The sequence below is a fragment of the Deinococcus apachensis DSM 19763 genome (assembly GCF_000381345.1).
In the GTDB taxonomy this organism is placed as follows: Bacteria; Deinococcota; Deinococci; order Deinococcales; family Deinococcaceae; genus Deinococcus; species Deinococcus apachensis.
Genome location: NZ_KB906404.1, coordinates 113,154 through 137,976, shown reverse-complemented (window position 1 = coordinate 137,976; position 24,823 = coordinate 113,154). Strand labels below are relative to the sequence as shown.

22 protein-coding genes and 2 tRNA genes are annotated in these 24,823 nt (G+C 67.3%); 14 read left to right on the top strand and 10 right to left on the bottom strand.

Annotated features, from left to right (window positions below; translation table 11 throughout):
• Positions 1-193 precede the first annotated feature (193 nt).
• The 3 genes from F784_RS0112375 to F784_RS0112365 all read left to right on the top strand — a co-directional run bounded on the left by F784_RS0112375 (position 194) and on the right by F784_RS0112365 (position 4,406).
• Positions 194-1,375 (top strand): sugar ABC transporter substrate-binding protein, encoded by a 1,182-nt coding sequence (locus tag F784_RS0112375; RefSeq protein WP_019587048.1) that lies wholly within the window; start codon positions 194-196, stop codon positions 1,373-1,375.
• 287 nt (positions 1,376-1,662) lie between these two features.
• The gene (locus F784_RS0112370; RefSeq protein WP_019587047.1) at positions 1,663-3,003 is read left to right on the top strand and encodes an ABC transporter permease subunit; all 1,341 of its coding nucleotides are present in this window, start codon (positions 1,663-1,665) and stop codon (positions 3,001-3,003) included.
• Entirely contained in the window at positions 3,000-4,406 is a 1,407-nt protein-coding gene (locus F784_RS0112365) for a sugar ABC transporter permease (RefSeq protein WP_019587046.1), read from the top strand. Before F784_RS0112370 ends, F784_RS0112365 begins: the two co-directional genes overlap by 4 nt.
• Before the next feature lie 65 nt (positions 4,407-4,471).
• On the opposite strand, the gene F784_RS0112360 is transcribed toward F784_RS0112365, so the two are convergent.
• The gene (locus F784_RS0112360) at positions 4,472-5,128 is read right to left on the bottom strand and encodes a TetR/AcrR family transcriptional regulator (RefSeq protein WP_019587045.1); all 657 of its coding nucleotides are present in this window, start codon (positions 5,126-5,128) and stop codon (positions 4,472-4,474) included.
• A 245-nt stretch (positions 5,129-5,373) separates the two neighbouring features.
• Positions 5,374-6,210, bottom strand: coding sequence for a hypothetical protein (locus F784_RS0112355; protein ID WP_019587044.1), 837 nt, complete (start codon positions 6,208-6,210; stop codon positions 5,374-5,376).
• 153 nt (positions 6,211-6,363) lie between these two features.
• Here F784_RS0112355 and F784_RS0112350 point away from each other — a divergent pair, with 153 nt between their 5' ends.
• Positions 6,364-6,927, top strand: a complete 564-nt coding sequence (locus tag F784_RS0112350; protein ID WP_019587043.1) for a DUF2231 domain-containing protein — start codon at positions 6,364-6,366, stop codon at positions 6,925-6,927.
• Positions 6,928-7,005: 78 nt separating this feature from the next.
• On the opposite strand, the gene F784_RS0112345 is transcribed toward F784_RS0112350, so the two are convergent.
• Positions 7,006-7,251, bottom strand: coding sequence for a hypothetical protein (locus F784_RS0112345; protein ID WP_019587042.1), 246 nt, complete (start codon positions 7,249-7,251; stop codon positions 7,006-7,008).
• Positions 7,252-7,547: 296 nt separating this feature from the next.
• Between F784_RS0112345 and F784_RS25350 the strand changes: the two genes are divergently transcribed.
• On the top strand, positions 7,548-8,396 hold the full coding sequence (locus tag F784_RS25350; RefSeq protein ID WP_019587041.1) for a CAP domain-containing protein: 849 nt from the start codon (positions 7,548-7,550) through the stop codon (positions 8,394-8,396).
• 120 nt (positions 8,397-8,516) lie between these two features.
• On the opposite strand, the gene F784_RS0112330 is transcribed toward F784_RS25350, so the two are convergent.
• The 3 genes from F784_RS0112330 to F784_RS0112320 all read right to left on the bottom strand — a co-directional run bounded on the left by F784_RS0112330 (position 8,517) and on the right by F784_RS0112320 (position 12,585).
• Entirely contained in the window at positions 8,517-11,396 is a 2,880-nt protein-coding gene (locus tag F784_RS0112330; protein ID WP_019587040.1) for a DUF11 domain-containing protein, read from the bottom strand.
• A 1,023-nt stretch (positions 11,397-12,419) separates the two neighbouring features.
• A tRNA-Val gene (locus tag F784_RS0112325) sits at positions 12,420-12,494 on the bottom strand.
• Between the two features lie 17 nt (positions 12,495-12,511).
• Positions 12,512-12,585: transfer RNA gene (locus F784_RS0112320), tRNA-Cys, on the bottom strand.
• A gap of 122 nt (positions 12,586-12,707) precedes the next feature.
• On the opposite strand from F784_RS0112320, the gene F784_RS0112315 reads away from it, so the two are divergent.
• Positions 12,708-13,571, top strand: coding sequence for a glycerophosphodiester phosphodiesterase family protein (locus F784_RS0112315; protein ID WP_019587039.1), 864 nt, complete (start codon positions 12,708-12,710; stop codon positions 13,569-13,571).
• Between the two features lie 47 nt (positions 13,572-13,618).
• Here the strand turns inward: F784_RS0112315 and thrS are convergent, their stop codons facing one another.
• Together thrS and F784_RS0112305 are read right to left on the bottom strand one after the other, a co-directional pair.
• Positions 13,619-15,568, bottom strand: a complete 1,950-nt coding sequence (thrS, locus tag F784_RS0112310) for a threonine--tRNA ligase (RefSeq protein WP_019587038.1) — start codon at positions 15,566-15,568, stop codon at positions 13,619-13,621.
• Between the two features lie 389 nt (positions 15,569-15,957).
• Entirely contained in the window at positions 15,958-16,386 is a 429-nt protein-coding gene (locus tag F784_RS0112305; protein WP_019587037.1) for a DUF805 domain-containing protein, read from the bottom strand.
• A gap of 196 nt (positions 16,387-16,582) precedes the next feature.
• Here F784_RS0112305 and F784_RS0112300 point away from each other — a divergent pair, with 196 nt between their 5' ends.
• Positions 16,583-17,524 carry a metallophosphoesterase gene (locus F784_RS0112300; RefSeq protein ID WP_245557853.1) on the top strand — a complete coding sequence of 314 codons (942 nt, stop codon included), beginning with the start codon at positions 16,583-16,585 and terminating at the stop codon, positions 17,522-17,524.
• 42 nt (positions 17,525-17,566) lie between these two features.
• On the opposite strand, the gene F784_RS0112295 is transcribed toward F784_RS0112300, so the two are convergent.
• Entirely contained in the window at positions 17,567-17,812 is a 246-nt protein-coding gene (locus tag F784_RS0112295; RefSeq protein WP_019587035.1) for a glutaredoxin domain-containing protein, read from the bottom strand.
• A 125-nt stretch (positions 17,813-17,937) separates the two neighbouring features.
• Entirely contained in the window at positions 17,938-18,525 is a 588-nt protein-coding gene (gene infC, locus F784_RS0112290) for a translation initiation factor IF-3 (protein ID WP_019587034.1), read from the bottom strand.
• Between the two features lie 135 nt (positions 18,526-18,660).
• Between infC and F784_RS0112285 the strand changes: the two genes are divergently transcribed.
• From F784_RS0112285 to F784_RS0112255, 7 genes are all read left to right on the top strand, one after another.
• Entirely contained in the window at positions 18,661-20,679 is a 2,019-nt protein-coding gene (locus F784_RS0112285) for an amylo-alpha-1,6-glucosidase (RefSeq protein WP_019587033.1), read from the top strand.
• A 74-nt stretch (positions 20,680-20,753) separates the two neighbouring features.
• Entirely contained in the window at positions 20,754-21,431 is a 678-nt protein-coding gene (locus F784_RS0112280) for an NUDIX hydrolase (RefSeq protein ID WP_019587032.1), read from the top strand.
• 77 nt (positions 21,432-21,508) lie between these two features.
• The gene (locus F784_RS0112275) at positions 21,509-21,799 is read left to right on the top strand and encodes a YbaB/EbfC family nucleoid-associated protein (protein ID WP_019587031.1); all 291 of its coding nucleotides are present in this window, start codon (positions 21,509-21,511) and stop codon (positions 21,797-21,799) included.
• Between the two features lie 46 nt (positions 21,800-21,845).
• Positions 21,846-22,514: a recombination mediator RecR gene (recR, locus tag F784_RS0112270; RefSeq protein WP_019587030.1), complete on the top strand. Its 669-nt coding sequence runs from the start codon at positions 21,846-21,848 to the stop codon at positions 22,512-22,514.
• A 344-nt stretch (positions 22,515-22,858) separates the two neighbouring features.
• The gene (locus F784_RS0112265) at positions 22,859-23,488 is read left to right on the top strand and encodes a GNAT family N-acetyltransferase (RefSeq protein ID WP_019587029.1); all 630 of its coding nucleotides are present in this window, start codon (positions 22,859-22,861) and stop codon (positions 23,486-23,488) included.
• A gap of 57 nt (positions 23,489-23,545) precedes the next feature.
• Positions 23,546-24,022 carry a hypothetical protein gene (locus tag F784_RS0112260; RefSeq protein WP_019587028.1) on the top strand — a complete coding sequence of 159 codons (477 nt, stop codon included), beginning with the start codon at positions 23,546-23,548 and terminating at the stop codon, positions 24,020-24,022.
• Positions 24,023-24,056: 34 nt separating this feature from the next.
• Positions 24,057-24,785 carry an SDR family oxidoreductase gene (locus F784_RS0112255; RefSeq protein WP_019587027.1) on the top strand — a complete coding sequence of 243 codons (729 nt, stop codon included), beginning with the start codon at positions 24,057-24,059 and terminating at the stop codon, positions 24,783-24,785.
• Positions 24,786-24,823: the final 38 nt, after the last annotated feature.

Sequence of the window (24,823 nt, the reverse complement as noted above, 5' to 3'; positions counted from 1 at the left end):
GTAGCAGGGGATTGTCAAGGTTTTTGCGGCCTCCTATACTTGCAGGCGAGCCAACGAGAAGATGCCGTCTGCCGGGTCCCTCCCCACCGTGGAAGCCCTGCCTGACGACCCCGCTGAGGCGGTGCGGCTCGTCCTGCCCGATGGGTATCGAATCTCTGGAAGCGGTTCAACAGCCGCGCCCCAAGGAGTAAGCATGAAAAAAGCTCTCACCGTTCTGTCCCTCGCCCTGCTGGGAAGCGCCAGCGCCGCCAACCTGACGGTCTGGACCCACTTCGGCACGGGCGAACTCGCGTGGCTCAAGAGCCAGGCGCAGGCCTACGAGCAGAAGACCGGGAACAAGGTCACGGTCGTCAGCGTGCCCTTCGACCAGATTCCCGACAAGTTCATCCAGAGCGCCCCCAAGGGTCAGGGTCCCGACGTGATCGTCACGCTGCCCCAGGATCGCCTGGGCCAGATGGCCGCCGCGGGCGTGGTCGAGCCGCTGAACAAGTACGTCACCACCACCACCGACTTCGACCGGACGGCCGTGAGCGCCTTTACCTACCAGGGCAAGTTGCTGGGCCTCCCCATGTTCGCCGAGTCCGTGGCGCTGGTGTACAACAAGAAGCTGGTGTCCAAGGCGCCCACCACCTGGGCCGAGTTCCTGAAGACCGCGCAGGCGAACACCGGCAACGGCAAGTTCGGCTTCCTGTACGACCTGAGTAACGCCTACATGGGCTACGGGTTCATCAACGCCTACGGCGGGTACGTGTTCAAGAACAACGGCGGTACCCTGAACACGAAGGACATCGGCCTGGCGAACACCGGCGCGGACAAGGCGAGTGCGTTCCTGAACGACCTGCGCTACAAGTACAACCTCGTGCCCGAGGGCGTGAGCGGTGACGCGGCGCGCAGCGCCTTCCTGCAAGGGCGCCTCGCGATGTTCCTGACGGGTCCCTGGGACATGTCCGACATCAAGAAGGCGGGCCTCGACGTGGGCATCGTCCCCTTCCCCACGCCTCCCGGCGCGACCAGCAAGTGGAGCCCCTTCGTCGGCGTGCAGGGCACCCTGATCAACGCCTACAGCAAGAACAAGGCGGCGGCGGCGGCCTTCGCCAAGCAGATCACCTCCTCGGACGCGCAGGTCGCCTTTAACAAGGCGGGCGGGCGCATCCCGGTCAGCCTCTCGGCGCGCACCAAGCTCAAGGCGGACCCGGTGGTCGCGGGCTTCGGCCGGACGATCAGCGTGGGCACCCCCATGCCCAACGTGCCCCAGATGGGCGCCGTGTGGGGCCCCTGGAGCAACGCCATCGCCCAGAGCGTACAGAAGCCCAACCAGAACTACACGCAGATCCTCGACAAGGCCGTGCAGGAAATCAACAGCAACATCAAGTAAAAGCCGTGCGGGGCGTGGCCTGAACGGTGGAGACGGACGGGGCGGCGTTCCCGTCCGTCTCCCCTTTCCTTCCGCTCCCGTCTGGCCCGGGTCACCCGGCACTCCCGCACCGCACCGGTCCCCACCTGTTCAAACACTCAAGGGTTCCCGTTGACAGAACGGCGTAGCATGATGTAATTGCCAGCGGACAACCCAGCCCGAAAGGAGCCCCACCCATGACTGTGACCGCCTCCCCGCGTCTTTCTGCTCCGCGCTCGGCCAGTCCACCGGAGGGGGCGGGTGGGGTCATGCTGGCGGTGCTGGTCCTCCTGCTGCTGATGGGGGTCTCGGTGCTGATCGGCTGGCTCCTGAGCGGCGTGACCGCCCGCCTCCTGCCGTCGGCGCCGCCCTACCTGATCCTGGTCTACACGCTGGGCGCCCTGCTGGTGCTGATGCCGCTCACCGCCCGGCTGGTTCCCTGGATCACGAACTGGTACTACCTCTTTCCCGCCATCGTATTTCTGGCGGCCTTCACGGTGCTGCCCGTCGTGCTGACGGTGAACTACGCCTTCACCAACTACAGCGCGGTGAACAGCGGCAGCCCGGATTCGGCGGTGCGGACGGCAGCCACCCTCAGCCCCGACCGCCGGGTCGTCACCCTGGCCGAGATCCCACAGGCGAACACCGTTCAGGAGTACCTGAAGTGCCGCACGGCCACCTGCGCCGGGGACACCCTCGTCCTGTTCGACGAGGAGGCCGCCGTCCCCGTGCGGGCGAGGATCGCCAGCGTGAGCGGCAATCAGGTGACGCTGGCCGCCCCCGCTCCCGCCGGGCTCGCCGTGGCGAACGCCACCCGGCTCAACCGCTACGAGTACGTGGGCCTGGCGAACTTCCGCGAGATCTTCGCCAAGGCGAGCCGGGCGCTGTGGCCGGTCTTTCTTTGGACCGTGATCTTCGCCTTCTCGACTGTGGTGATCAACGCTGTCGCGGGGCTGATCCTGGGCATCCTGCTGTACAACAAGCGCCTCAAGGGCCGCAACATCTACCGCACCCTGCTGTTCCTGCCCTGGGCGATTCCCGCCGTCATCAGCGTGCAGATGTGGGTGGCGCTCTTCAACCAGCAGTTCGGCATCGTGAACAAGACGCTGGGGCTGCTGGGCATCACGGCCATTCCGTGGCTGGGTGACCCCCTCTGGGCCAAGATCAGCATCCTGCTCGTGAACCTGTGGCTGGGCTTTCCCTACATGATGACGGCCACCATCAGCGCGCTCTCGACCATCAACGAGGACCTGTACGAGGCCGCCAGCATCGACGGGGCCAGCCGCTGGCAGCAGATTCAGAACATCACCCTGCCACTGCTGCGGACCTCCTTCACGCCGATCCTGCTCTCGGGCTTCGCCTTCAACTTCAACAACTTCGGCATCATCTACCTGCTCACCAAGGGCGGCCCCACCCAGGAGGGCCGCGAGGCGACCGCACAGAGCACCGACATCCTGCTGTCGTGGGGGTACAACACGGCCTTCGCCAGCAGCGGTGGGCAGAACTTCGCGCTCGCCAGCGCCATCGCGCTGATCATCTTCTTCCTGACGCTCGCCATTAGCCTGGTGAACTTCAAGGCCGCAGGCGTGTTCGAGGAGGCCCGCAGATGACCGTCGCTCCCCAGAATCCACAGACGCCGCGCGGCGTTCCGCGCTCGCAACCCCTGCCGCCGGGGGGGTACGTCCACCGGGAACCCGGGCCGCTGCGCCGGGCGCTCCCCTGGCTGGTCCTGGCAGCCCTGGTGGTCGGCCTGGTTGTCCTGGGTTACTTCCTGGTTCGCAGCCTGGCGAACAGCCAGAAGAGCTTCACGATCTACTTCGTGGAGGGGGGCTGGAAGCGCTTCTTGCTGTTCCTGCTTGCGGCGAGCGGCCTGCTGGCCCTCACCAGCCTGGTGGGGCAGCGGATCGGTCAGGTCCGCACCGGACGGCGCATCAGCTACCTGGCCGTGCTGGGCGACCAGCTCACGCACCTGTTCCTGATTCTGGTGGTGCTCATCGCCATCTATCCGCTCTTCTACGTGCTGCTGGCGGCCTTCGACCCCAACAACAGCCTGTTCGCGTTCCCCGACTTCGGGAATCCCAACATCTTTTACAAGACGGGGCTGCTGCCCCAGCTCAGCGGCCTGAGCTACGACAACTTCCGCCAACTGTTCGAGGGCTTCTCCATGCCCGGCTGGCAGGTACTGCTCGCGGGCATCGTGGGGGCGGGCCTGGCGGCGATGCTGATCCTGCTGCTGCTGCAACGCTTCGGGCGCGAGAGCGCGGGGCTGGACCGCACCCGCACCTGGATCACCCGCATCCTGCTGGCCGCGCTGGCGATCCTGATCATCTTCATGACCCCGGCGCAGTTCACGGGCGGCACGAACGAGAGCAAATTCCTGCTGTCGGTCCGCAACACGCTGTTCGTCTCCGGCCTGACAGGCGCCCTGGCGATCCTGCTCTCCACAACCGCCGGGTACGCGATGGCGCGGCTGCGCTTCCCCGGGCGCTTCCAGACCCTGCTGTTTTTCATCTTCATCCAGATGTTCCCGGTCTTTCTCGCGCTCGTCGCCGTGTACACGCTGATGGTGCTGCTGGGCCTGAGCAACACCTTCACCGGCCTGATCCTGGCGTACTCGGGCGGGGCCATCGCGTTCAACACCTGGATCTTCAAGGGGTACGTCGAGAGTCTGCCCGAGTCGCTGGAGGAGGCCGCGATGGTGGACGGCGCGACCCGCTGGCAGGCGTTCCAGCGGGTGGTGCTGCCGCTGTCGGGCGGCATCCTGGTGTTCATCTTCCTGAACCAGTTCATCGGCACCTACGCCGAGTTCATCCTGGCGAACGTGCTGCTGACCGGCGTGGAGAAGTGGACAGTGGGCATCATGCTGCTGAGCTTCACCAGCGGCCAGTTCTCGACGAAGTGGGGCGTCTTCGCCGCCGCCGCGACGCTGGGCGCAATCCCCATCGTGGCGCTGTTCTACGGCTTCCAGCGCTACTTCGTGGGCGGGGCCGTGGCAGGTGGCGTGAAGGAATAGACCGCGTTCCACCCCAAAGAGGAGGCCCCGGGGGCGTACCCGGGGCCTCCTCCTTTTTGCCGGACCTAGACTTTGACGGTTTCCGCGACCAGTCGGTCCACGACCGCGTGCAGGCTGAACGACAGTTCCTTCTCGAAGGAGGGAAACATGAAGGCGAGTTCGGGCTGACGGCGCAGGTGACCGGTAGAGGGCAACTCCTCGGTGACGTGCTGCCAGCCCACCGACAGGGCGTACAGGTGCATCAGGAGCCGCAGCATGATGCCCTGCGGCAGGGGCACCCGGTCGAGCACCGGTTGAAGCAGGGTGCGGACCTCCCGCTTGAAGCTCAGCGTCAGTTCCAAGCCGACGTTGTGTTCGAGCACGGTGCCCAGCAGAATCAGAAGTCGGCGCAACGCCTCGTGCCCGCGGCTGGAGGCGACGAGGACGTCGGCGACCTCGCCCGGCGTCTTCGGCTGACGGTCGTCGAGCAGGGCCGTCACCTCGTCCAGCCAGCGCCCCAGGTGTTCGGTGAGCAGGGCCAGGTACAGCTCCTCCTTGGTGTCGAAATACAGGTAGAGGGTGCCCTTGGCGAGTTTGGTCTCGCGCGCCACCTGGTTCATGCTCAGGTCGGCGTAGGGGGTATGGGCCCAGAGCCGTTCCGCGGCGCGGAGGATGTCGTCGCGCCGCTGGCCCTTTTCCTCGGGGCTGCGGGCACGGGCGGGACGGGGGGGATCACTGACCACGAGTCAGATCATACGCCCGCCCCTTTAGCGCCCGCTGTGAAGCCTTTTACGGCGGGGGGCTTCCAAGGATGCGGGAATACCCCCGCCCGGGCCTGCTCCAATCAGGGCTGAGCCCGGCTCAGAGCCTGCGGGTGAAGATCAGTCATCCCGCCTGCGTGTCCCCTGTCCCCAGCGCTGACCCTCTCCCGCCAGGGGCGAGGGTGGGCCCGTCCTCAGAGATGCCCTCCTCTGCTCCCGCTCGCTCCTTAACACCCGCCACCCGAATCCCGCGCCGGGGAGTCCAGCCCGGACAGGACCCGCAGGCGATCCGCCAACGCCTCCTGAAGCGCGGCCCGCTCCTCCAGGCGCAGGGCCATGCCCAGTCGGCGGGAGAGGGTGAGCGCCTGCCCGTAGGCGAGGGCCGCCCCGCCCGAGACCGTTCCCCGCAGGGCGACCCGCCATCCCTCCGGCACCTCGCGTTCCGCCCGGCGGGTGGGAGCGGGAGGTTGCGGCAGACCCTCCAGCACGCGGATTAGACGCAGCAGGCCGCCGCGCACCGGGGTCAGCAGCTCCCAGGCCCGCAGCTCCTCGCCCCGGGCGAGAACCGCCGAGCCGAAGACCAGGTCGTTCAGCACCCCATCGTAGAGAGCCTGGGCGCCGGGCAGGGTCGCCGCGAAGGGGGGGTGGGCGGCGACCTCCTCCAACCGGGCTCGCAACCGCCCATCCGCGTCCTTGATCAGCATCCGGTCGGGTGAAGTTCCGACGTTGGGCCAGGTCGAGACCTGGGCGAGTTGATCCTCGGGAACCATGTGTAGTTCGACCCGGATCAGGTCGGGGGTAACCACGTTCGGCGTGCCGTAGGGATTGACCACCGCCAGGGCGATGGGCATCAGGGGCCGCAGGAAGGCGAGGGCGTCCAGCGTCGCCCCCGGCTCCAGAAAGGCCCAGTATTCCAGGTCGCTCCACCCGTCCGACGTGGGCATGCCGTCCGGCCCCACCTGGGTCCGGCTGCCGTAGGCGAGGGCATGACGCACCCCCAGCTCAACCACAAGGGCAGCGCGGATGCGGGCGTCTAGGGCGTCGAGAGCAGCCACGGAGGTCACGACCCGAGCGTAGCGGCCCCACCTCACCCCATGCCTCCGCCGGATGACGGAGCACGCCCCCACATCGGGTGTCTTAAGGGGTGGGCAAGCCGGGCTCACTGAGGAGGGGGCAGCACTGCCTAGGGTGGACAGGAAGCACAGCAAGGAGCGGGTATGGATTCACAGATCAATGACCTTATCGAGGACGCGCTGAGTGATCACCCCTCGCTGGAGGTTCTGTCCGGGCAGTTGCAAGGCTGGCTGAAGGACGCGGAGGAGGCCCTGCCGGACGGGCTGATCAGCCTGCTGCACGGCGAGCCCATCGGCCATCCCCTGCACCCCATCCTGATTCACCTCCCGCTGGGGGGCTGGATCGTCGGGGGCATCCTCGACTTCTGGCCGGGCAGAGGCAGCCCGGAGAGGGAACATGCCGCCGATTCGGCCCTCCTGATCGGCACCCTGGGGGCCATCCCCACGATTGCGGCGGGCTGGACCGACTGGTCAAACTCGCGCGGGCAGGCGCGCCGCACCGGGCTGATCCACGGTGCCCTGAACGAAACCGCCTTCCTGCTCAACGCGGCTTCCCTGCTGGCGCGCAGGCGGGGGCGGCGCGGGCTGGGCAAAGCGCTGTCAGGCACGGCCCTGGCCCTGGGTGGCGTGGGCGCTTTCCTGGGCGGGCAGCTCGTCTACCGGCACGGTCTGGGGGTCGGGCACACGATGACGGTGCCGCAGGGCTAAAGCGAACTCCCACGCAGCAGGCCCGGGGCGTGATGTCCGGGCCTGTGCCATTGCTGCTCTAAGCGGAGGCTGGAGGATTCAGCCCGGCTTCTTGTAGTCCTTCGTCGTCGGGTCAAGCAGGGTCGGTCCCTGCTCGTCCGGACCCTCGATGTGGTCCTGAACGTACTCGTCCGACGGCGCGGCGCCGGGAACCTGACGGGCGCCGCGCCCCTCGCGGGCGTGAAGGTCCACGATCTCCTTGTCGGTCAGGTCCGTCCCCTCGGCGTCGGCGGGGAAGTCGCCCTCCGCGTGCTGCTTCTGACCCCTCTGATCATCGCGTGTCATACCAAACCTCCTGAAGGTGCGGCTCCGGGAAATGGAGAAGGGCAGCATACGCTGGGTGGAGCGCTGCGCCGATGACCATGACGAATCGCTCAAGCGCGTACCGGTGTCCGTCTAAAGCAGACAGGAGGTTTGGGGGAGAACACGAGCTTCAGTAGGACCAAACGCTGTAAGACACCAGTTATTCAGAGGTGGGAGCGCCTGACCCTAGCTAGGCGGGGGCACTTTTATGAGCGCCCGCCGCAACAACTCAGGCCCAGTTCATCCCTCTATCTGACTGAATTCTTAGTCTACGTTACGTGAAATCACAGTCACTTCTTATCCTCCTCGGCTCGGCCACGCTGCTCCTGGCAGCCTGCGGACAGACGCCGGGAACCACCAACACCACGGCGGCGACCCCCACGGCGGAACAGCGTCTCTCCACCTCCCCCGAGGCGGCGGGGGTTACCCCACTCGCCGTCACGCCCATCGCCCTTACCGTGGGGCAGACGTACCAGGTCAACGTGTACTACGGGGGGCAGCCCGTCACGCCCGCCCTCGTCAACTGGACGAGCAGCAACGCGGGGGTGGCGACGGTGGACCAGTATGGCCTGGTCACCGCCAGGGGGGCAGGAACGGTGACAGTGCGGGTGGCGCTGCGGAGCAACCCAGCCACCTTCCTGGATTTCCCGGTCAACGTCACGAAGACGGCGACCGCCCCAGCGCCCACTCCGGCGACGGGCACGACCAGCCCCAGCGCCTTCGAGCAGCGGGTCCTGGAGCTCACCAACCAGGCCCGAGCGCAGGGCCGCACCTGTGGCAGTCAGTTCTTCCCCGCCGCCGCTCCCCTGAGCTACAACGCTGCCCTCCGCACCGCCGCCTACAACCACTCGAAGGATATGGCGGTCCGCAACTTCTTCAGCCACACCAATCCCGATGGGCTGGACCCCTTTGCCCGGATGCGTGCGGCCGGGTACACGAACTTCACCTCCGCAGGCGAGAACATCGCCGCCGGACAGTCCACGCCCGAGCAGGTCGTGGCGGGCTGGCTCCAGAGCCCCGGCCACTGCGCCAACATCATGAACGCCGGGTACCGCGACCTCGGCGTCGGCTACTACGCCGGGGGCAGTTACCGCTACTACTGGACGCAGGACTTCGGTCGGCGCTGAACTTTGAACGGGACGAGGGGGCTTTCACCGGCCCCCTTTCCTTAGTTCTTCAGGTCAACATCCTGACTGGGCAAGAGAAACCCCCGCACCTCGGCGGGGGCTTCTTCTAGGTGTGAGGGCTCAGGGGATGCTGGGGGCGTCGGTGATGTAGGTGTGCTCGTTGTCCACCACAGTGCGGCCGTTGCCCTGATCCCACACCATGGAGGTGGTGAAGAAGTCGTCGCCCTTCTGGCTCGCCACCACGCCGAACACGGTGCCGAAACGCTCGCCGGGCTCCAGGTTGTCGATGTGGAACCGGAAGCTGCGGTGATCGTCGGCCGGGATCAGTGTCACGGTCGAGTCGCCGACAGTGAAGGTCCAGGTCGCGGGGTTGCGCAGATCGAACTGGTGGAGCACCGCGCCGTTCGGGTAGTTGCTCCAGAAGATCCCGTAGATGCTCGAATCGTTGATCAGGTTCGCCATCCGGGGCAGCCCGGCGTCGATCAGCACGTTGGTCGCGCTGTTCGTGCCCTCGTTCTGGTAGTACATGTCGTACGAGTACTGCGAACCGACCGGGAAGGCGTCGGTGCCCTGATCCTGCTGGAGCTCCGTGAAGACGAGGCCCGGAACGTCCCACAGGTCGTGGCCCCAGGCGGGCTTGCCCACGATGTCGACGTAGGCGCAGTCTTCCAGGAAGTTGCGACCGTTGTCGAGGGTGTACGGGTTGGTCATCGTGCCCGCCGGGCCCTCGAACTGGAGGTACTCGTTCGGGTTGCCGCGGTAAATCTGGTTGAGGTTCCAGGCGAACAGCCGCACGCAGTTCTGGTTGCGGTTGCCCACGACCTCACCGCGCAGGGACATCGTGATCGTGCGTGAGGTGCCGTTGAGCAGCGTGCCGAGGTTCAGGCCGACGCGGCGGTCGCCGTTCGTCTGGTCGGAGCGCTCCAGCGTGATGAGGTTGCCGTTCTCGTCGCGCGCCGTCGGGCCGCTGAAGGCCGGGCCGTAGGTGTCCTCGATCCGGGCGTTGTACAGGAAGCCTTCCTGCGGGTACTCGTTCGGGAAGAGGGTCTTGAGGCGGCCGTAGGCCTGGCGGATGCGCGCGTCGGTTTCGCCGAGCCCCGAGCGGTCGAAGTTGTCGACCCGGATGCGGAACCGAGCCTGCTGGTTCGTGACGACCTCGTTGTCGAGCGCCGTCTTGGTGATGCGGGCGACCGGACGCACGATGTTGATGTACTTGTACGCATCGACTTCGGCAGCGTTGCTGGCCGTGGCCTTGGCGCGGTTCTTGATGTCGTACGGGTCCTGGTACTCGTCGTTGAGGTTGGCGACGGTCTCAGGAGGCGTGATGCCGTACACACCGCGGAGGTCCGTGGCAGGATCAGCGTTGCCGTCGCGGTTGTTGTCGTTCCAGGCGTAGCCGGGCTTGTGGCGCGGGTAGACGTCGATGGCAATCCGCAGCTCGGCGCCGGGGGCGAGGTCACCCACCGTGTTGAAGTCGATGGTGTGGGTGTTGAGGTCGTAGTCGGCATCCAGCGTGCCGCCCGTGGGGGTGCCGCCCGCGTTCACGATGCGGGCGCTGCCGAGCACGTAGCCCAGTTCGGCGGGCAGCTCGTCGCGCACCGTCACGTCGCGCGCCGTCGTCGTGGTCGAGCTGTTGCGGACGCGGATCGTGTAGGTGTAGGTCTTGCCGACCGTGAAGTTGTCCTCGGTCGTCGCGGTGCTGGTGCCGCGGTCGAGGCGCGGGGGCAGGTTCACGTCGTCGGGTGCGTAGGGGTTGTGCGTGGGGGTGTTCGGGCTGACTCGCTGGAACCCGGTCCACGTCAGAATGTTTGGACCCGTCTTCTCAATCTGGAGGATCGCGCCGCTGAAGGTCTTCGTGAAGTTGTAGCTCTTCAGCAGGAAGTCGTAGACCGTGTTGCCGTAGCGGACCTGGTAGTAGTAGTCGGCGTGGACGTTGGCCGTCAGGGGCAGATCCTCCGCCCTCACGTCCAGGTTGGGCCGCAGGTAGACCGACGAGCCGTCATTGACCGTCACGCTGCCCGAGCCGCTGATGGCGCCCGAATTCGTGGTGAGGAACAGCTTGCCCGTACCGCCCGTGATGCTGTACGTCACGTACCCGGGGAACGCGGAGGTCTGGCCGCCGCCGACAGGGGCGGGCCCAGTCTGGGGCTGCTTGGTAAAGGCGACCGTGTTGAAGGTGTGGATGCGCTGGTTCATATCGAACCAGTTGTTCTCGAACGAGCCCACATTGCCGTTCAGGCGCTGGCCGCTGCCGATCAAGCCGCTGTCCCCGAAGTTCGTGTTGCCACTGTAGTACAGGTGGCTCATGTTGGTGAAGAACACCTTGAACTCGGCGAGGGCGGAGCTGGTGGGGGCATCGGACGCATCGGACGCACTGACCACGAACTTCACGGGAGTGCCCTGAGACGGGGCGCTGGTGGCGTACACCGTAAAGCGGACGATGCCGTTCGCGTCCGAGAAGGCGGTGGCGGTAGCCGCAACAGCCTGGGCGCGGATGCCAAGAGGCGACGCCGAGGTGCCGGACTGCACATGGCCCGCAATGATGCTCACGTCGTCGCTGTCGGCCGAGACATTCACGCGCGCCCCGGCGACGGGCGCCCCGGCCGCGTCCCGCACGACCATCTGCACCAGGACGGGCTCCTCCGTCTGGGAGGCGTACAACCGCACATCCTTGTTGATGTTCGCTTCGGGGCTGAAGGGCAGGGCCTGGCCCACGCTGTCGGTGACGGCAGGATCGGTGGTGAACCCGATACTCCTCACCTGCTGTTGCTGTTGGGCCTGCTGCGTGCGGTAAGACAGCGTGACCAGACCGTTGGTCTTCGCCGAGCAGTCCAGCGTCACAGACTGCGGGGTGTTGGATTCGGCCTTGTACCCCTGCATCTCCTGCGCAGTGACGGTGTAGCTGCCCGCTTCGAACAGGGTCGAGAGCTTCTGCCCGCTAATCGCCGTGCCCGTGAAGACGACCTTGCCCGCAGAGTTCTTGACGCTGACGGGCGCCATGACCACGCCTTGCACGGGTGCGACGTTTTGCAGGTTGACGGTGATGCTGGCGCAGGTAGCGGGCTGTGGGTTCGGCTGTCCGCCGCCTCCACCGCCACCGCCTCCACCGCCGCCGCCACCGGCAACGGGACCTGGCTTGTTGGTGTCAGGCGCTGGTGCGTTGGTACCACCGCAGGCGGCGAGAGTGAGGGCACCGGTCAAAGCCAATCCGACGTATCTGAGTCCCTTCATGCTCTATCTCCCTAAAGGTTCTAAGTATCTCGTGACGCGAAGATGAACCTCCGCAAACGCCGATGAAGCAGCGATTACGTCCTTCACGTGCTCGTATGCGACGAACCGATGAAATGGTGGGAAAGCGGCTGCCTATGCATCCGAATCACGGGATTCGGTCTTGTCGCCCTCGATCCGTACGGGAACTCCCCCTCCGAGGGCTGTCCACGCAAATTTTCTCCAACGCCTGATCCCAGCCAAGACAGGCGACATAACCAGCGCTACGTCAATAATGTTCAGTCAGGGCTTGTCGAACAACGAACCTCCACCACCTCCGGAAGAAAGACCTCAAACAGCCGCAGACACGTCATACGGGGGTAAACCTCACATTCACCTCCCTCTGCATAATGTGGAATTTCCGACAGTATATGGACCAATCTATCTCTCATGTTGAGAAAAATGAGAACCAGCTAAAAATAAGCTTCCTAAGAGGGTGGTTTAGGCGTCTAGCAGTCGTTTGGCAAGCATAAACTCCGGCTCTCTGCTTGAGGAAAGCGGAAATGACCTGCACTGTATTTGATTCAATTTAACCGGTTCTTACCGTCCCAGTGGTCCTTTTCTGACTTCATAGATTGATACCCGCACCAATGCTCCCGGCGAGACGTCTGCCACGCATCTGTACTCAGCGCCTGATCCACAACAGCCCCAACCACAAAGGCCCATCTTCCTCAGCCAAATCGCATGAACAGGCAGGTACAGGAGGACGTACTTTTCAAAACACAATAGAAAAGCCCCCGTCAAGCGGGGGCTTTTTGGTAGAACCGAGGGGATTTGAACCCCTGACCCCTACCGTGTCAAGGTAGTGCTCTACCCCTGAGCTACGGTTCTGAACCTAGATGGGGTATTGGAGGCGCTGACCGGACTCGAACCGGTGGTGGAGGTTTTGCAGACCTCTGCCTTACCACTTGGCTACAGCGCCGCTGTATTCGCCTTGGGGCGGCTGGGGGGCTCAACCTCTGCCAGCGGAGGGAATGTTAGCACGCCCCCCCGGGGCTGTAAAGCAGGCGAAAAGCCCGCCGGGAGCCGTAGAGTTGAGGCGTCATGAACAGAATGCTGCCCGCCGGTCTGGCGCTGCTGCTGGGGGCATGTGCGCCCGCCGCACAGCCCGCCAATCCATTTATCCAGGAGCGAACCCTGAACATCGCGCACCAGGGGGGCGAGGGGCTGGCACCTAGCAACACCATGCTCGCGTACCGGGGCGCCGCCAAACTCGGCGTGGACATGCTGGAGATGGACATGCACGCTACCCGCGACGGTGTCCTCGTGCTTTCGCATGACGAGACGTTGGATCGGCTGACGGATACCAAGGGACGCATAGCCGACCTCACGCTGGCAGAGGTGCTGGCGGCGGATGCCGGGTATGCGTTCACCCCGGACGGCGGCGTCACCTTTCCCTTCCGGGGGCGAGGCGTGCGGGTGGCGCAACTCTCGGAGGTGCTGGCCGCCTTCCCCACCATGCCGATGACCATCGAGATCAAGCAGGCGTCCCCCAGCATCGCCGCGCCGTTTTGCAAGACGTTGCGGGACGCCAGAATGACGGGGCGCGTCATCGTCGCCAGCTTCAGTGACGCGGCCCTGAATGGGTTCCGCGAGGCCTGTCCGGAAGTGGTGACAAGCATGACGGAGAAGGAGTTGCGGCCCCTCGTGCTGCTGAGCAAGGTGGGGCTCGCCCGGCTGGCCCCCCTTCCCGGCCAGGTGGCGCAGGTGCCGGTGCGCTCGGGGAGTATCGAGATTGTGACGCCCAGCTTTGTCCGGGCGATGCATGCACGTGGCGTGGCCGTTCAGGTCTGGACCATTGACGACCCCGCCGAGATGCGCCGCCTGATCGGGATGGGAGTGGACGGGATCATCACCAACCGGCCCGACCTGCTGAAAGCTGTGCTTGCGGAGGGGACGGGAAGTTGAAAGGAGGGCCAGCCGACGTGACTGGCCCCTCTCCCCTCCCCCGCCGTTTACGCCCGGGTGCGGTAGCGTTCCTGCAATTCCCTCAACAGCTCCGCGAAGTCCACACCCTTGCGCTCCTTGTGCCCCTCGGGAGTGCGCTCGCGGACGCTGACCTCGCGCCGCGCTTCTTCTTGGTCGCCGACGATCAGCATGACGGGGATTTTGGACAGCTCGGCGTTGCGGACCTTGGCGTTCATGCGGTTGGTCGAGTCGTCCACCTCGGCGCGCAGGCCCGCGGCCTTGAACTCGTTCGCCAGGGTCTCGGCGAAGGCGTTGTGGCGGTCAGCGATGGGGATGATCACGATCTGCCGGGGCGCCAGCCACAGCGGGAAGTCGCCGCCGTAGTGCTCGATTAGAATGCCGACGAAGCGTTCCAGGCTGCCGAAGGGCGCGCGGTGGATCATCACGGGGCGGTGGTCCTGGCCGTCCTCGCCGACGTAGGTGATGTCGAAGCGTTCGGGCAGGTTGTAGTCCACCTGGATGGTGCCAAGCTGCCACTCGCGGCCCAGCACGTCCTTCACCACGAAGTCGAGCTTGGGGCCGTAAAAGGCCGCGTCACCAGGTTCAACCGTGTACGGCAGGCCCACCTCGTCGGCGGCCTCGATGATCTCGCGCTCGGCCTGTTCCCAGTGCGCCGCGTCGCCCACGTACTTGTCGGAGCCAGGCTCACGCACGCCGACCCGGAAACGCACCTCGTTCATGCCGAAGGTCTTCAGCACGAGCACCGTCAGGTCGAGCACATCCAGGAATTCCTTCTTGAGCTGGTCGGGCCGCACGAAGAGGTGGGCATCGTCCTGGGTGAAGCCGCGTACGCGGGTCAGGCCGTTGAGCTCACCCGACTGTTCATAGCGGTACACCGTACCGAACTCCGCCAGGCGCACGGGCAGGTCCCGGTAGCTTCTGGGCTTGCTCGCGTAGATCCGCACGTGGAAGGGGCAGTTCATGGGCTTGAGCATGTACTGCTCGTCGTCCACGGTGATCGGGTCGAACTGGCTGTCCGCGTAGTAGGGATAGTGCCCGCTCGTGCGCCACAGGTCCAGGTTGCCGATGTTCGGCGTCACCACGCCCTGATAGTCGCGCTGGAACTGCTGTTCACGCAGGAAGCGGGTCAACTCCTCGCGCAGAATCGTGCCGTTGGGCAGCCACAGCGGGAGCCCCTTGCCGACGAGGGGGTCGATGGTGAACAGTTCGAGTTCCTTGCCCAGCCTGCGGTGGTCGCGCCGCTTGGCCTCCTCCAGGCGCGCCAGGTACTCGTCGAGTTCCTTCTGGGTGGCGAAGGCCACGCCGTAGATGCGCTGGAGAATCGGATTCTTCTCGTTCCCACGCCAGTACGCGCCGCTGGTACTCATCAGCTTGAAGGCGGGCGGCAGCTTGCCCGTGTTCGGAAAGTGCGGCCCCCGGCAGAGGTCCACGTAGTCGCCTTGCTGGTAGAGCGTGATGGGCTCATTGTCCGGCAGCTCGCGGATGAGTTCCTCCTTGTAGGGGTCGTAGGCGAACTGCGCCAGCGCCTCCTCCTTGCTCACCTCCCGCCGGGAGAAGTCGAGGCCCTGGCCGATGATCTCGCGCATGATCCGCTCGATTTCCGGCAGGTCCTCCTCGCGCAGCGGCTCGGGCAGGTCGAAGTCCTGATACCAGCCGTTCTCGATGGCCGGGCCGACACCGCGCTTGATGTCCTGCGGGCCGTAGCCCTTGGCCTTGTAGAACTCGCCCACCGCCTGGCTCATCACGTGGCCGAGCGAGTGTCGAAAGACGGCGGCGGCGTCCGCGGGGTTCTTCTTCGTGACGAGCGTGATGTTCGCGCCCTCGGGGAGCGGCGACATCAGATCCACCAGGTCGCCGTTCGCGGTGGCGGCCAGGGCGTCCTGGGCGAGGCGGGGGCCGATGGCCCGGGCGGCGTCGAGGGCCGTGGCGCCCTGGGGCAGGTCGAGTTGTTTACCGTCGGGCAAGGTGACGTGCATGGGATAACTCCTTGAGGGCAAAATTGACCCGGTCTGGCCGCAAATCCAGCAAAACGCCTGAGAGCCGCGTGGGGACTTCTCAGGCGCTGAGAGTTCGCGTGACCTGGCCGGGAAGGGGCATTTGCCTCGGCAGCCCGCCACACATCACCAGACCGGAGTGATGGGCGAGCGGCTTCATGAATCCAGGATAGCGGGCAGGGTGGACGTGGGGCAACCCGCCGAAAGGCTCAGGACCCGCGCAGGGGGTGGGTGGTGCGGGCGCCGGGATACGCCGGAACGCCGTGAAAGGGCTCACCGTTTCCCCGGCGGAAAGCGGCGGTGGATGCGCCGGACGGCCCAGGAATGAAAAAAGACCCAGCCGAGACCGGGTCTGAGCATCGAATTCCGTCTTACCAGGCGGGGGCGCCCGCGCTCTGCATCCCCTTGGGGTTCGGCCCCCACTTGTTCGCGCCTGGCTGGCTGTCCATCACCAGAAAGATGAAGAGCACCAGCCCGCCGACGAACGGCACGAAGTTGATCAGATACCACCATCCGCTGCGGCCCGTGTCATGCAGGCGACGAATGGTGGCGGCGAGGCTGGGCACGAAGACGAACAAGGCATAGAGAATTGTCAGGACCAGGCTAAGCATGACCAAGCCGCCGGGATTCCAGTCCTCCTGTCCAGCCACCGCCGCACCCATGGAACTGAACAACAGGGGAAGCTCCAGCAAGATCACGACGACCGCGTTGATCAGCGAGAACATCCAGTATTCCCGGCGGCGGGCTCGCCCCGAAAAGTCGGCGTAGTGGTTACGAATGACGTTCAAGTATTCGTTCATAGGCCCTCCCCCGCCCAGCTCGGCTCCTGAGCGCGTGAGACCAGCCTAATGAATCTGTGAGAGAGATGCGGCGCGGATTCGCTTCCCCCGATGGGGGTAGCATCCCCCCGTGCGTCCCCTCCTGCCCCCTGGCCTCGCCGTGCTCCTGGCTGCCTGCGCGCCCATTTCAACCGGACCCTTCCCGACACTGCCAGATGTGGTGGCCCCCCTCCCCCTCCCGGCAAATGCAGCCCGTGTGCGAGTCATCGTCATGGGCGACCAAGGCACCGGGACGGAGGTGCAGTGGCGGGTGGCGGCGGCTATGCACGCCGTGTGCGAGCGCGAGGGCTGCGACCTGGGCGTGGGGCTGGGAGACAACTTCTACCCGGCGGGGCCACGTGACCCGGCGTCCAGCCTCTTCCGGGAACGCTTTGCCGAGCCCTACGGCCCGCTGGGCGTGCCCTTTCTAATGGTACCCGGCAACCACGATGAATCGTGGCTCCTGGGCGGGGACGGGGCGGACGCGCGGGGAGCGGAGGCGGAGGTGGCCTACGCCCGCCTGAACCCGCAGTGGGTGATGCCCGCCCGCAGCTACCGCGCCGCCGTGGGCGATCTGGTGGAGTTCTTCGCGGTGGACACCTCTCCCCTGGCCGCCTATCTGCCTCCGCTTCAGGCGAACGAGAGGCCGGGCGGCCCCCGGGACCGGGCGCAGCGGGCATGGCTGGCCGGTGCCCTAGCGAGCAGTCAGACCCACTGGCGGCTGGTGCTGGGCCACCATCCCCTCTTCAGCAATGGCAAGCACGGGGACGCGGGACAGTACGACGGCCTGCCCCTCCCCGGGCAACGGGGGGACAGGGTGCGCGCCCTGTACAGCGTGGTCTGCGGAAAGGCGGACGCGATCCTGAGCGGGCACGATCACGTCCTGATGGGCTTCGCGCCGCAGCCGGAGTGCCCCGGCACCCGGCAGTGGGTGAGCGGGGCCGCGGGGAAGGTGGAGCCGGGCCGCAGCGGCTCCCGCCCGACGACGTTCGAGATTCTTGACCAGCCCGGCTTTCTGTGGCTGGAGGTCAGCCGCGACGCGCTGACGGTCCGCGCCTTTGCCGTCTCGCAGGACAGCACGGCGCACGAGGTTCACACCGAGACGGTCCGCAAGTCATAAGAAGGGCGGCCCCACGCGGAGGCCGCCTCTTCAAGAAGACCTTTACAGCCCAGCCTGGGCCAGGAAGGCGTCGAGTTTCTGGGGGCGGAAGCCGCTGAGGCTCTGGGCCACGTCGCCGCTCACCAGGGTGGGGACGCTGCGCCTGCCACCATTCACGCTCATCACGTACTCGGCGGCCTGCTCGTCCTGCTCGATGTTGATCTCCTGGAAGGCGATCCCCTTGCTGCTCAGGGCGCGCTTGGCGGCGTGACAGTCGGGGCACCAGCTCGTCGTGTACATCTTGATCATGGGTGGACCTCCTACACACAGTTTACAAAATAAAGCAAAGGAAGAGGTGAAGTGGCTCACACCGTCCTCGAAAGGGCAAGGCGAACGGCCCACCGGGGGGCGGGCCGTCTGGCTTTAGGGGACGATCAGGCGTTGGCCGCAGCTTCGGGCCGGGGCGCCTCGGCCTGCGGAGCGGCCTCGCGCCGGGGAGCAGCGCCCGCCTTGGGGGCCATAATCATGTTCATGTCCATGCCCATCATGCTGGGCATTCCCTCGGGCGTGCCGATGTCGGACAGCGTGTCGGCGACGCGGTGCAGGATGCGCTCGCCGAGTTCCGGGTGGGTACGCTCGCGGCCGCGGAACATGATGGTGACCTTGACCTTGTGGCCTTCCTCCAGGAAGCGGCGCACGTGCCCGGTCTTGGTGTTGAAGTCGTGGTCGTCGATCTTGACGCGGAACTTGATCGCCTTGACTTCCTGAGCGCGGGCCCGCTTGCGGTTTTCCTTCTCGTTCTGCTGCTGCTCGTAGCGGAACCGGCCATAGTCCAGCAGGCGGCAGACGGGCGGCACGGCCTGGGGGCTCACCATCACGAGGTCCAGGTTCTTCTCGCGTGCCATCGCCAGCGCGTCGCGCGTGTCGATAATGCCGATCTGCTCACCCTCCGCGCCGATCAGGCGAATCTGGCGGACGCGAATCTGGTCGTTGACCTTGTGTTCTTTCGCTATGTCTATCACCTCCGCACGCCGCCCACACGCTGGCGGGTCGGCGGCTCGTACACCCCTTGGGGCATGACAAGTTATTTTACCACGCGGGGCACACCTCCCGGGAGATGGCTTTCTTCATCGCGGCGCTGGGGCATCCTGGGTCCCATGACATTCCCCTCACACACCGGCCTAGTAGTCTCCCGCGCGTTCGGGCCGCTCGCCGCCCGTGATCCCGACCTGGAGGTGCTGCTCACCGACGGGCTGGGCGGCTTCGCCCTGACCAGCCTCGCGGGGGTGCCCACCCGCTGCTACTCAGGCCTGGCGGTGAGCCACGAACCCCCGGTGCGCCGCTGGCAGCATCTCGTCTCGCCGCTGGAGGCGCTGGAGGTGGGCGACGAGCGTGTGCCTCTCCACGCGCTGGAGATAGCCCCCGGCGTGTTCGAGGGCGAAGGCCTGACGCATCTGGCGGGCGCGGCCCTGCACGACCTCCTGCCCGAACGGGAGCAGTGGGTGCGCGGGGTGCGGGTCAGGCGGCGCTCCTTCACCCCCCGGCACATGGGCACGGTGGTCTTCCTATACGACGTGGACGCCCGGGATTCGGTCACCCTGACGCTGGGGGGCTTCTTCGCCGACCGCGACATGCACGCCGTCCACCGGGAGGCGCCGGAGTTGCGCTTCGAGGCTGGGGGAAGGCAGGTCAGGATACGTGGCGAGCGGGAGACGTGGGTGACCCTGCACACCCCGGATGGCGGGGTGGAAGTCCTCACCCCTCAGCCCTTCGCCCAGCGGGTCTATTACCGACACGACGAGGCTCGCGGGGAGCCGAACCACGAGCGGGTGACGGGGGCGGCGCTGTGGCGCGTGACCCTGCCGCCCGGGGGTGGACGGGTGGCCCTCGTGGTCTCGGGGCTGCCGGGCGTGAGGATGGACGATCCCTGGGCAGCTTACGCGGAGGAGGCCACCCGGCGCCGCGACCTGATCCGGCGGGCCGTGGGGGCGACGGGGCTGGACGACGAGCTGACCGCCACTCTGGCCCTCGCCGCCGACGCCTACCTCGTGCGGCGGGCGAGGCCGGAGGGGGTGAGCGTGATCGCGGGCTACCCCTGGTTCGCCGACTGGGGCCGCGACTCCATGATCGCGCTGACGGGCCTGACGCTCACGACGGGGCGGTATGAAGACGCCCGCAGCCTGCTGGGCACCTTCCTGCGCTCGCTACGGCGAGGCCTGACGCCGAACAACTTTCATGACGACGGCTCGGGGGCTGGATACAACACGGTGGACGGGGCGCTGTGGCTCGCGGTGGCGCTCGAGCGGTACGTGGCGGCGAGCGGGGACCTTACCTTCGCACGGGAGGCGCTGCCCCGGCTGCGCGAGTTGCTGGGCTGGCACGTGCGCGGCACTGACCACGGGATTCGGGTGGACCCGGCAGACGGCCTGCTCCTGGCCGGGGAACCGGGCGTGCAGCTCACCTGGATGGACGTGAAGGTGGAGGGCTGGGTGGTCACGCCCCGCCACGGCAGGCCGGTGGAGGTGCAGGCGCTGTGGCTGGGGGCACTGGGCGCGGAGACCCGGCTCTCGGAACGTCTGGGCGAGCCGCCCGAGTTCGGGGAGGCGTACACGCGGGCGCGGGCGAGCTTCGCGGCCTTCTGGCAGGAGGAGAGCGGGGCCTTCGCGGACGCGCTGGGTGGGGACGGCTCCCCCGACCCCAGCGTGCGGCCCAACGCGGCCATCGCGCTGGCGCTGCTGGATACGCCGCGCACCCCGGCCCAGGTGGAGGCCCTGGTGCGGCAGGTTGAGGCGCAGCTCCTCACCCCGCTGGGCCTGCACACCCTCAGCCCGCGGGACCCGCGCTACCGCGGCAACTACGGCGGCCCGCAACTGCTCCGCGACGCCGCGTACCACCAGGGCACGGTCTGGCCCTGGCCGCTGGGCTCCTTTGTCGACCTGCTGCTGGAACGGGGCGAGGTGGGCCGGGCGCGGGCCGCCCTGACCGGCCTGTCCGGGCACGTCTGGGAGGCGGGGCTGGGCCACGTCAGCGAGGTCTTCGCGGGGGACAGCCTGAAGCCAGGCGGCTGCCCCTTTCAAGCCTGGAGCGTGGCCGAACTCCTGCGTGCCCACGTGCGGGTCAGCCGGGCGGAAAGGGATGTGGAAAAGACCACAAAAGCGACAGAAGAGTCCGTGTAGCAGCCACTTCTTCCACCAGCCTGCCTACACTTACTCCTTGACGTTCCGGGAACACAAAGTCTACAGTTTGTGTCATGGGGACACTCTCGCTTCCGCCGCAGGCCACCCAGGTCGGCCTGGCCGTGGACGTGGCGGCCTTTGCGATGCACGCGGGCGAACTGCGGGTGCTGCTGGTGCAGCGCGGCGAACTGCCACACGCGCGCGACTGGGCGCTGCCCGGCGGCTTCGTGCAGCCCGGCGAGGCCCTGCATGAGGCGGCGCTGCGCGAGCTGCGGACCGAGACGACGGTCGAGCTCGAACCCCGGCACCTGGAGCAGTTCTACACCTTCGGCGAGCCCAGCCGCGACCCGCGCGGGCGCATCGTCTCGGTCGCCCACCTCGCCGTGCTGCCCCACGGCACCGTGCGCGTGACGGGCGGCGGGCACACCCTGGGGGCCGACTGGTTCCCGGCTCACCGCCCACCCCGTCTCGCCTTCGACCACGTCCTGATCCTCGACCGGGCGATCAAGCGGCTGCAGATTCGGCTGGAATACGCCAACCTCGCCCTGGAGTTTCTGCCCGACACCTTCACCCTGCCCGAACTCCAGGGGGTGTACGAGGCGATCCTCGACCGCCAGCTTGACAAGCGCAACTTCCGCAAGCGGCTGCTCGCGCAGGGCATCCTGGCCCCCAGCGGCGAGCGACGCAGCGGCGTAGGGCGTCCGGCGCAACTCTACCGGCGGGCGAAGGGGGCCAAGGCGGCGGCGCTGTAGGGGGCTGGTTTTAAGAGGCCACCCCGTTCCACCCCCCACGTTCCCTGTCCCCGGCCCCCGGTAGAATGGCCGGAGCTATGGACATGAAGAAGCTCATGAAGCAGATGCAGCAGGCGCAGGTCGCTGCCGCAAAGATTCAGGAGAACCTCGCCGCGCAGACGGTGGAGGGCACGGCGAGCGGGCTCGTCACCGTGACGATGAACGGGCACGGCAAGGTCACTGGGCTCAAGATCAAGCCCGAGGCGGTGGACCCGGACGATGTGGAGGCGCTGGAGGACCTGCTGCTCGTCGCCCTGCAGGACGCCTCGGCGAAGGCCGACGCGCTGCAGCAGGAGGCGACGCGCGGGCTGGGCCTGCCCGGGTTCTGATGAGCAGCGATCAGCAGTCAGCGGTTAGCGTTCAGAGGGGGCGGCCATGAAGTATCCACCCTCCCTCGTCGCGCTGATCCGGGAGCTGTCGCGCCTGCCGGGTATTGGCCCCAAGAGCGCGCAACGGCTCGCCTTTCACCTCTTCGAGCAGCCCCGTGAGGACATCGAGCGGCTGGCGGGGGCGCTGCTGGAGGCCAAGCGCGACCTGCACACCTGCCCGATCTGCTTCAACATCACCGACGCGGAGCGCTGCGACGTGTGCAGCGACCCCTCGCGCGATCAGAACATGATCTGCGTGGTCGAGGAACCGGGTGACGTGATCGCCATAGAGCGCAGCGGCGAGTACCGCGGCCTGTACCACGTCCTGCACGGCGTCCTGAGCCCAATGAACGGCGTAGGTCCCGACCGGCTGCATATCCGCCCGCTGCTGCCGCGCGTGCAGGACGGTATGGAGGTCATCCTGGCGACCGGCACGACGGTGGAGGGGGACGCGACCGCCCTCTACCTCCAGCGGCTGCTCGAACCCCTGGGCGCGGACGTGAGCCGCATCGCCTACGGCCTCCCGGTGGGCGGCGCCCTGGAGTACGCCGACGAGGTGACCCTGGGCCGCGCCCTGAGCGGACGGCGGCGGGTGAGCGAGCAAAGTCCGCCTCCCCCCCGCCGCCGCAACGAGGACGAGCAGGACGGGGCGGCCCCGACGTCCTCGGCGCATTAGAACAGCAGCTGTTCTCTCGTAGGCACAATCGGGAAAGCTTAAAAGGCACGTCCTCGACAGCGCCTTTTGCCCCTCCCTCTTCAGGGGGAGGCTGGGTGGGGGTGAACGGGCACGCCCTGCGGCGCGGCCAGTGGACGAGGCAGGCTGTCTTGAAGTTGCCAAAGCTGCTCACACGCCCCCTCACCCCGGCCCTCTCTCACGAGGAGAGAGGGAGAAAAACCTCGTTCCTGCCGTGCTTTTTCCGAACAGGATGAATGGGGCGCCGCTCCCACCCACCCTCTCTTCCGCCCTGCCCCTCTCGGTGGGGCGTTTGCTTTCCTGGACGGCTGGGCTACCGTTGCCCTGTGACCTCCAACCCCCTCCCCCCCGCCGGGCCCGACGAGTGGCTGCGGCCCGTCACGCTGACCGGGCGGCACGTGACGCTGGTGCCCCTGACGCCGGAACACGCCGCCGACCTGCACCTGGGAGCCGACGAGGACACCTACGCGCTGCTCGCCCGCGGCGGCCCGGAGCAGCGCACGGTGGAGGGCTGGGCGGAGTACATCGGGCGGCTGAATGCCCTGCCCGCCCGGGTGAACTGGGCGGTGCTGCTGGGCGGGCAGGCCGTGGGCCGCATCAGCTACAGCGAGGTGCGGGCGCCTGACCGCTGGGTGGAGATCGGGACGATGCTCGTCCCCGCCGCCCAGGGCAAGGTCGCCAATCCCGGCGCCAAACTGCTGCTGCTGACCCGCGCCTTCGAGGAGCTGGGGGCCAACCGGGTCCACTTCAAGGTGGACGCCCGCAACGCCCGCAGCCTGCGCGCGATGGAAAAGCTCGGAGCAGTGCGCGAGGGCACGCTGCGGCAATATCAGGTGCGGCCCGACGGCTACGCCCGCGACAGCGTGATGTTCAGCATTCTGCACGGGGAGTGGCCCGCCGTGAAGGCCGGGTTGCAGGCCCGGCTGGAGCGCGCTTCCGAACCAGCCACTTCCTGACCGCGGGATGAGAACCCGCCCCGTGCTTGCCACATCCCGCCGGGTACACTGACCCCCATGCGTGCCCTTCGCCTGCCTCGCCTCCCGCTGGCCGCCCTCGCCCTGGCGGGGACCCTGCTCGCCACGCCCGCGCGGGCGCTCGTCGTGCCGCTGGAGGGCTGGACGCCCGTGAACGGCAACGCCGACCTCTGGACCGATCCGCAGGGGGCCTGCCTGGTGCGCGAGGAGCGGCACGATCAGGCGTTTCCGGGCTTCAACACCCTGGAGGAAGCCCGGCAGTTCGCCCTGCGTCTCCAGAACGCCCTGGGCCGCGGGGGGGCCAGCGGGGTCGTCGCGCAGCCGGTGGACCGCCCCGGAGGCTGGGGCGTCCTGGCCGCCTACACGCACGAGGAAGGGGGCGTTCTGTACCGCATCAGCCAGCTCTACCTGAGTGACGAGGGGCGCCTGCGGACGATCACCGCCAGCAGCACCCAGTACGATGCGAGTCCGTGCGTGAACCCCATGCTGGCGTTCGTGCGGTACGTGGCGAACTGAGGGCAGCCGGGCGCCCGCCTGTTACGCTGCCCGCATGGGTCTTTTCAGGCTGGACGGCAGGCAGGCGCTCGTCACGGGAGGCAGCAAGGGCATTGGGCTGGCGGCGGCGCACGCCCTGGTGCGGCTGGGCGCCAACGTGACCATCGCGGCGCGCGGGGAGGCGGCGCTGCGGACGGCGGCGGACGCGCTGGGCGTGCGTTGCGTGGTCGCGGACGTGAGCACCCCGGAGGGCGTCCGCGCGGCGGTGGAGGCGGCGGGCGCGGTGGACATCCTGGTGAGCAACGCGGGCGGCCCGCCCCCCAGCCTCCCCAGTGGGGTAACCGGGGAGGCGTGGCAGCGCGGCTTCGAGACGACCTTCCTCTCGACCGTGCGGCTGGCGGACGCCGTGCTGCCCGGGATGCGGGAACGGCGCTGGGGCCGCATCATTGCCATTACCAGCCTGACGGTGGGGCGGCCCGCCCTGAACCTCCCTGTCAGCAACGCCATGCGCGCCGCCGTGACGAACCACCTGCGAACGCTGGCGCTGGAGGTGGCCGCCCAGGGGGTGACCTGCAATACGGTCGCCCCCGGCTACACCGCCACCGACCGCCTGAGGGCCCTGCACGCCGACCCCGCCGAGGCCGAGCGCCTGCTGGCCCGCATCCCCGCCCGGCGCTTCGGTCAGCCGAACGAGGTGGGCGCGGCGGTCGCCTTTCTCGCCACCCCAGAGGCCGGGTACATCACCGGGCAGGAGGTGCTGGTGGACGGGGGCTGGGGTATCTGAACCACCCCACCTTAAGGGGAGATGGGGGTGGGCGGTGA

Bases quoted from the DNA above. Each gene is read 5' to 3' on its own strand.
- F784_RS0112315 (WP_019587039.1), top strand. From the start codon at position 12,708: ATGAACAGAATGCTGCCCGCCGGTCTGGCGCTGCTGCTGGGGGCATGT.
- F784_RS0112350 (WP_019587043.1), top strand. From the start codon at position 6,364: ATGGATTCACAGATCAATGACCTTATCGAGGACGCGCTGAGTGATCAC.
- F784_RS0112285 (WP_019587033.1), top strand. From the start codon at position 18,661: ATGACATTCCCCTCACACACCGGCCTAGTAGTCTCCCGCGCGTTCGGG.
- F784_RS0112330 (WP_019587040.1), bottom strand. From the start codon at position 11,396: ATGGCGCCCGTCAGCGTCAAGAACTCTGCGGGCAAGGTCGTCTTCACG.
- F784_RS0112375 (WP_019587048.1), top strand. From the start codon at position 194: ATGAAAAAAGCTCTCACCGTTCTGTCCCTCGCCCTGCTGGGAAGCGCC.
- F784_RS0112280 (WP_019587032.1), top strand. From the start codon at position 20,754: ATGGGGACACTCTCGCTTCCGCCGCAGGCCACCCAGGTCGGCCTGGCC.
- F784_RS0112295 (WP_019587035.1), bottom strand. From the start codon at position 17,812: ATGATCAAGATGTACACGACGAGCTGGTGCCCCGACTGTCACGCCGCC.
- F784_RS0112275 (WP_019587031.1), top strand. From the start codon at position 21,509: ATGGACATGAAGAAGCTCATGAAGCAGATGCAGCAGGCGCAGGTCGCT.
- F784_RS0112345 (WP_019587042.1), bottom strand. From the start codon at position 7,251: ATGACACGCGATGATCAGAGGGGTCAGAAGCAGCACGCGGAGGGCGAC.
- F784_RS0112255 (WP_019587027.1), top strand. From the start codon at position 24,057: ATGGGTCTTTTCAGGCTGGACGGCAGGCAGGCGCTCGTCACGGGAGGC.
- F784_RS0112365 (WP_019587046.1), top strand. From the start codon at position 3,000: ATGACCGTCGCTCCCCAGAATCCACAGACGCCGCGCGGCGTTCCGCGC.
- F784_RS0112305 (WP_019587037.1), bottom strand. From the start codon at position 16,386: ATGAACGAATACTTGAACGTCATTCGTAACCACTACGCCGACTTTTCG.
- thrS (WP_019587038.1), bottom strand. From the start codon at position 15,568: ATGCACGTCACCTTGCCCGACGGTAAACAACTCGACCTGCCCCAGGGC.
- recR (WP_019587030.1), top strand. From the start codon at position 21,846: ATGAAGTATCCACCCTCCCTCGTCGCGCTGATCCGGGAGCTGTCGCGC.
- F784_RS0112260 (WP_019587028.1), top strand. From the start codon at position 23,546: ATGCGTGCCCTTCGCCTGCCTCGCCTCCCGCTGGCCGCCCTCGCCCTG.
- F784_RS0112370 (WP_019587047.1), top strand. From the start codon at position 1,663: ATGCTGGCGGTGCTGGTCCTCCTGCTGCTGATGGGGGTCTCGGTGCTG.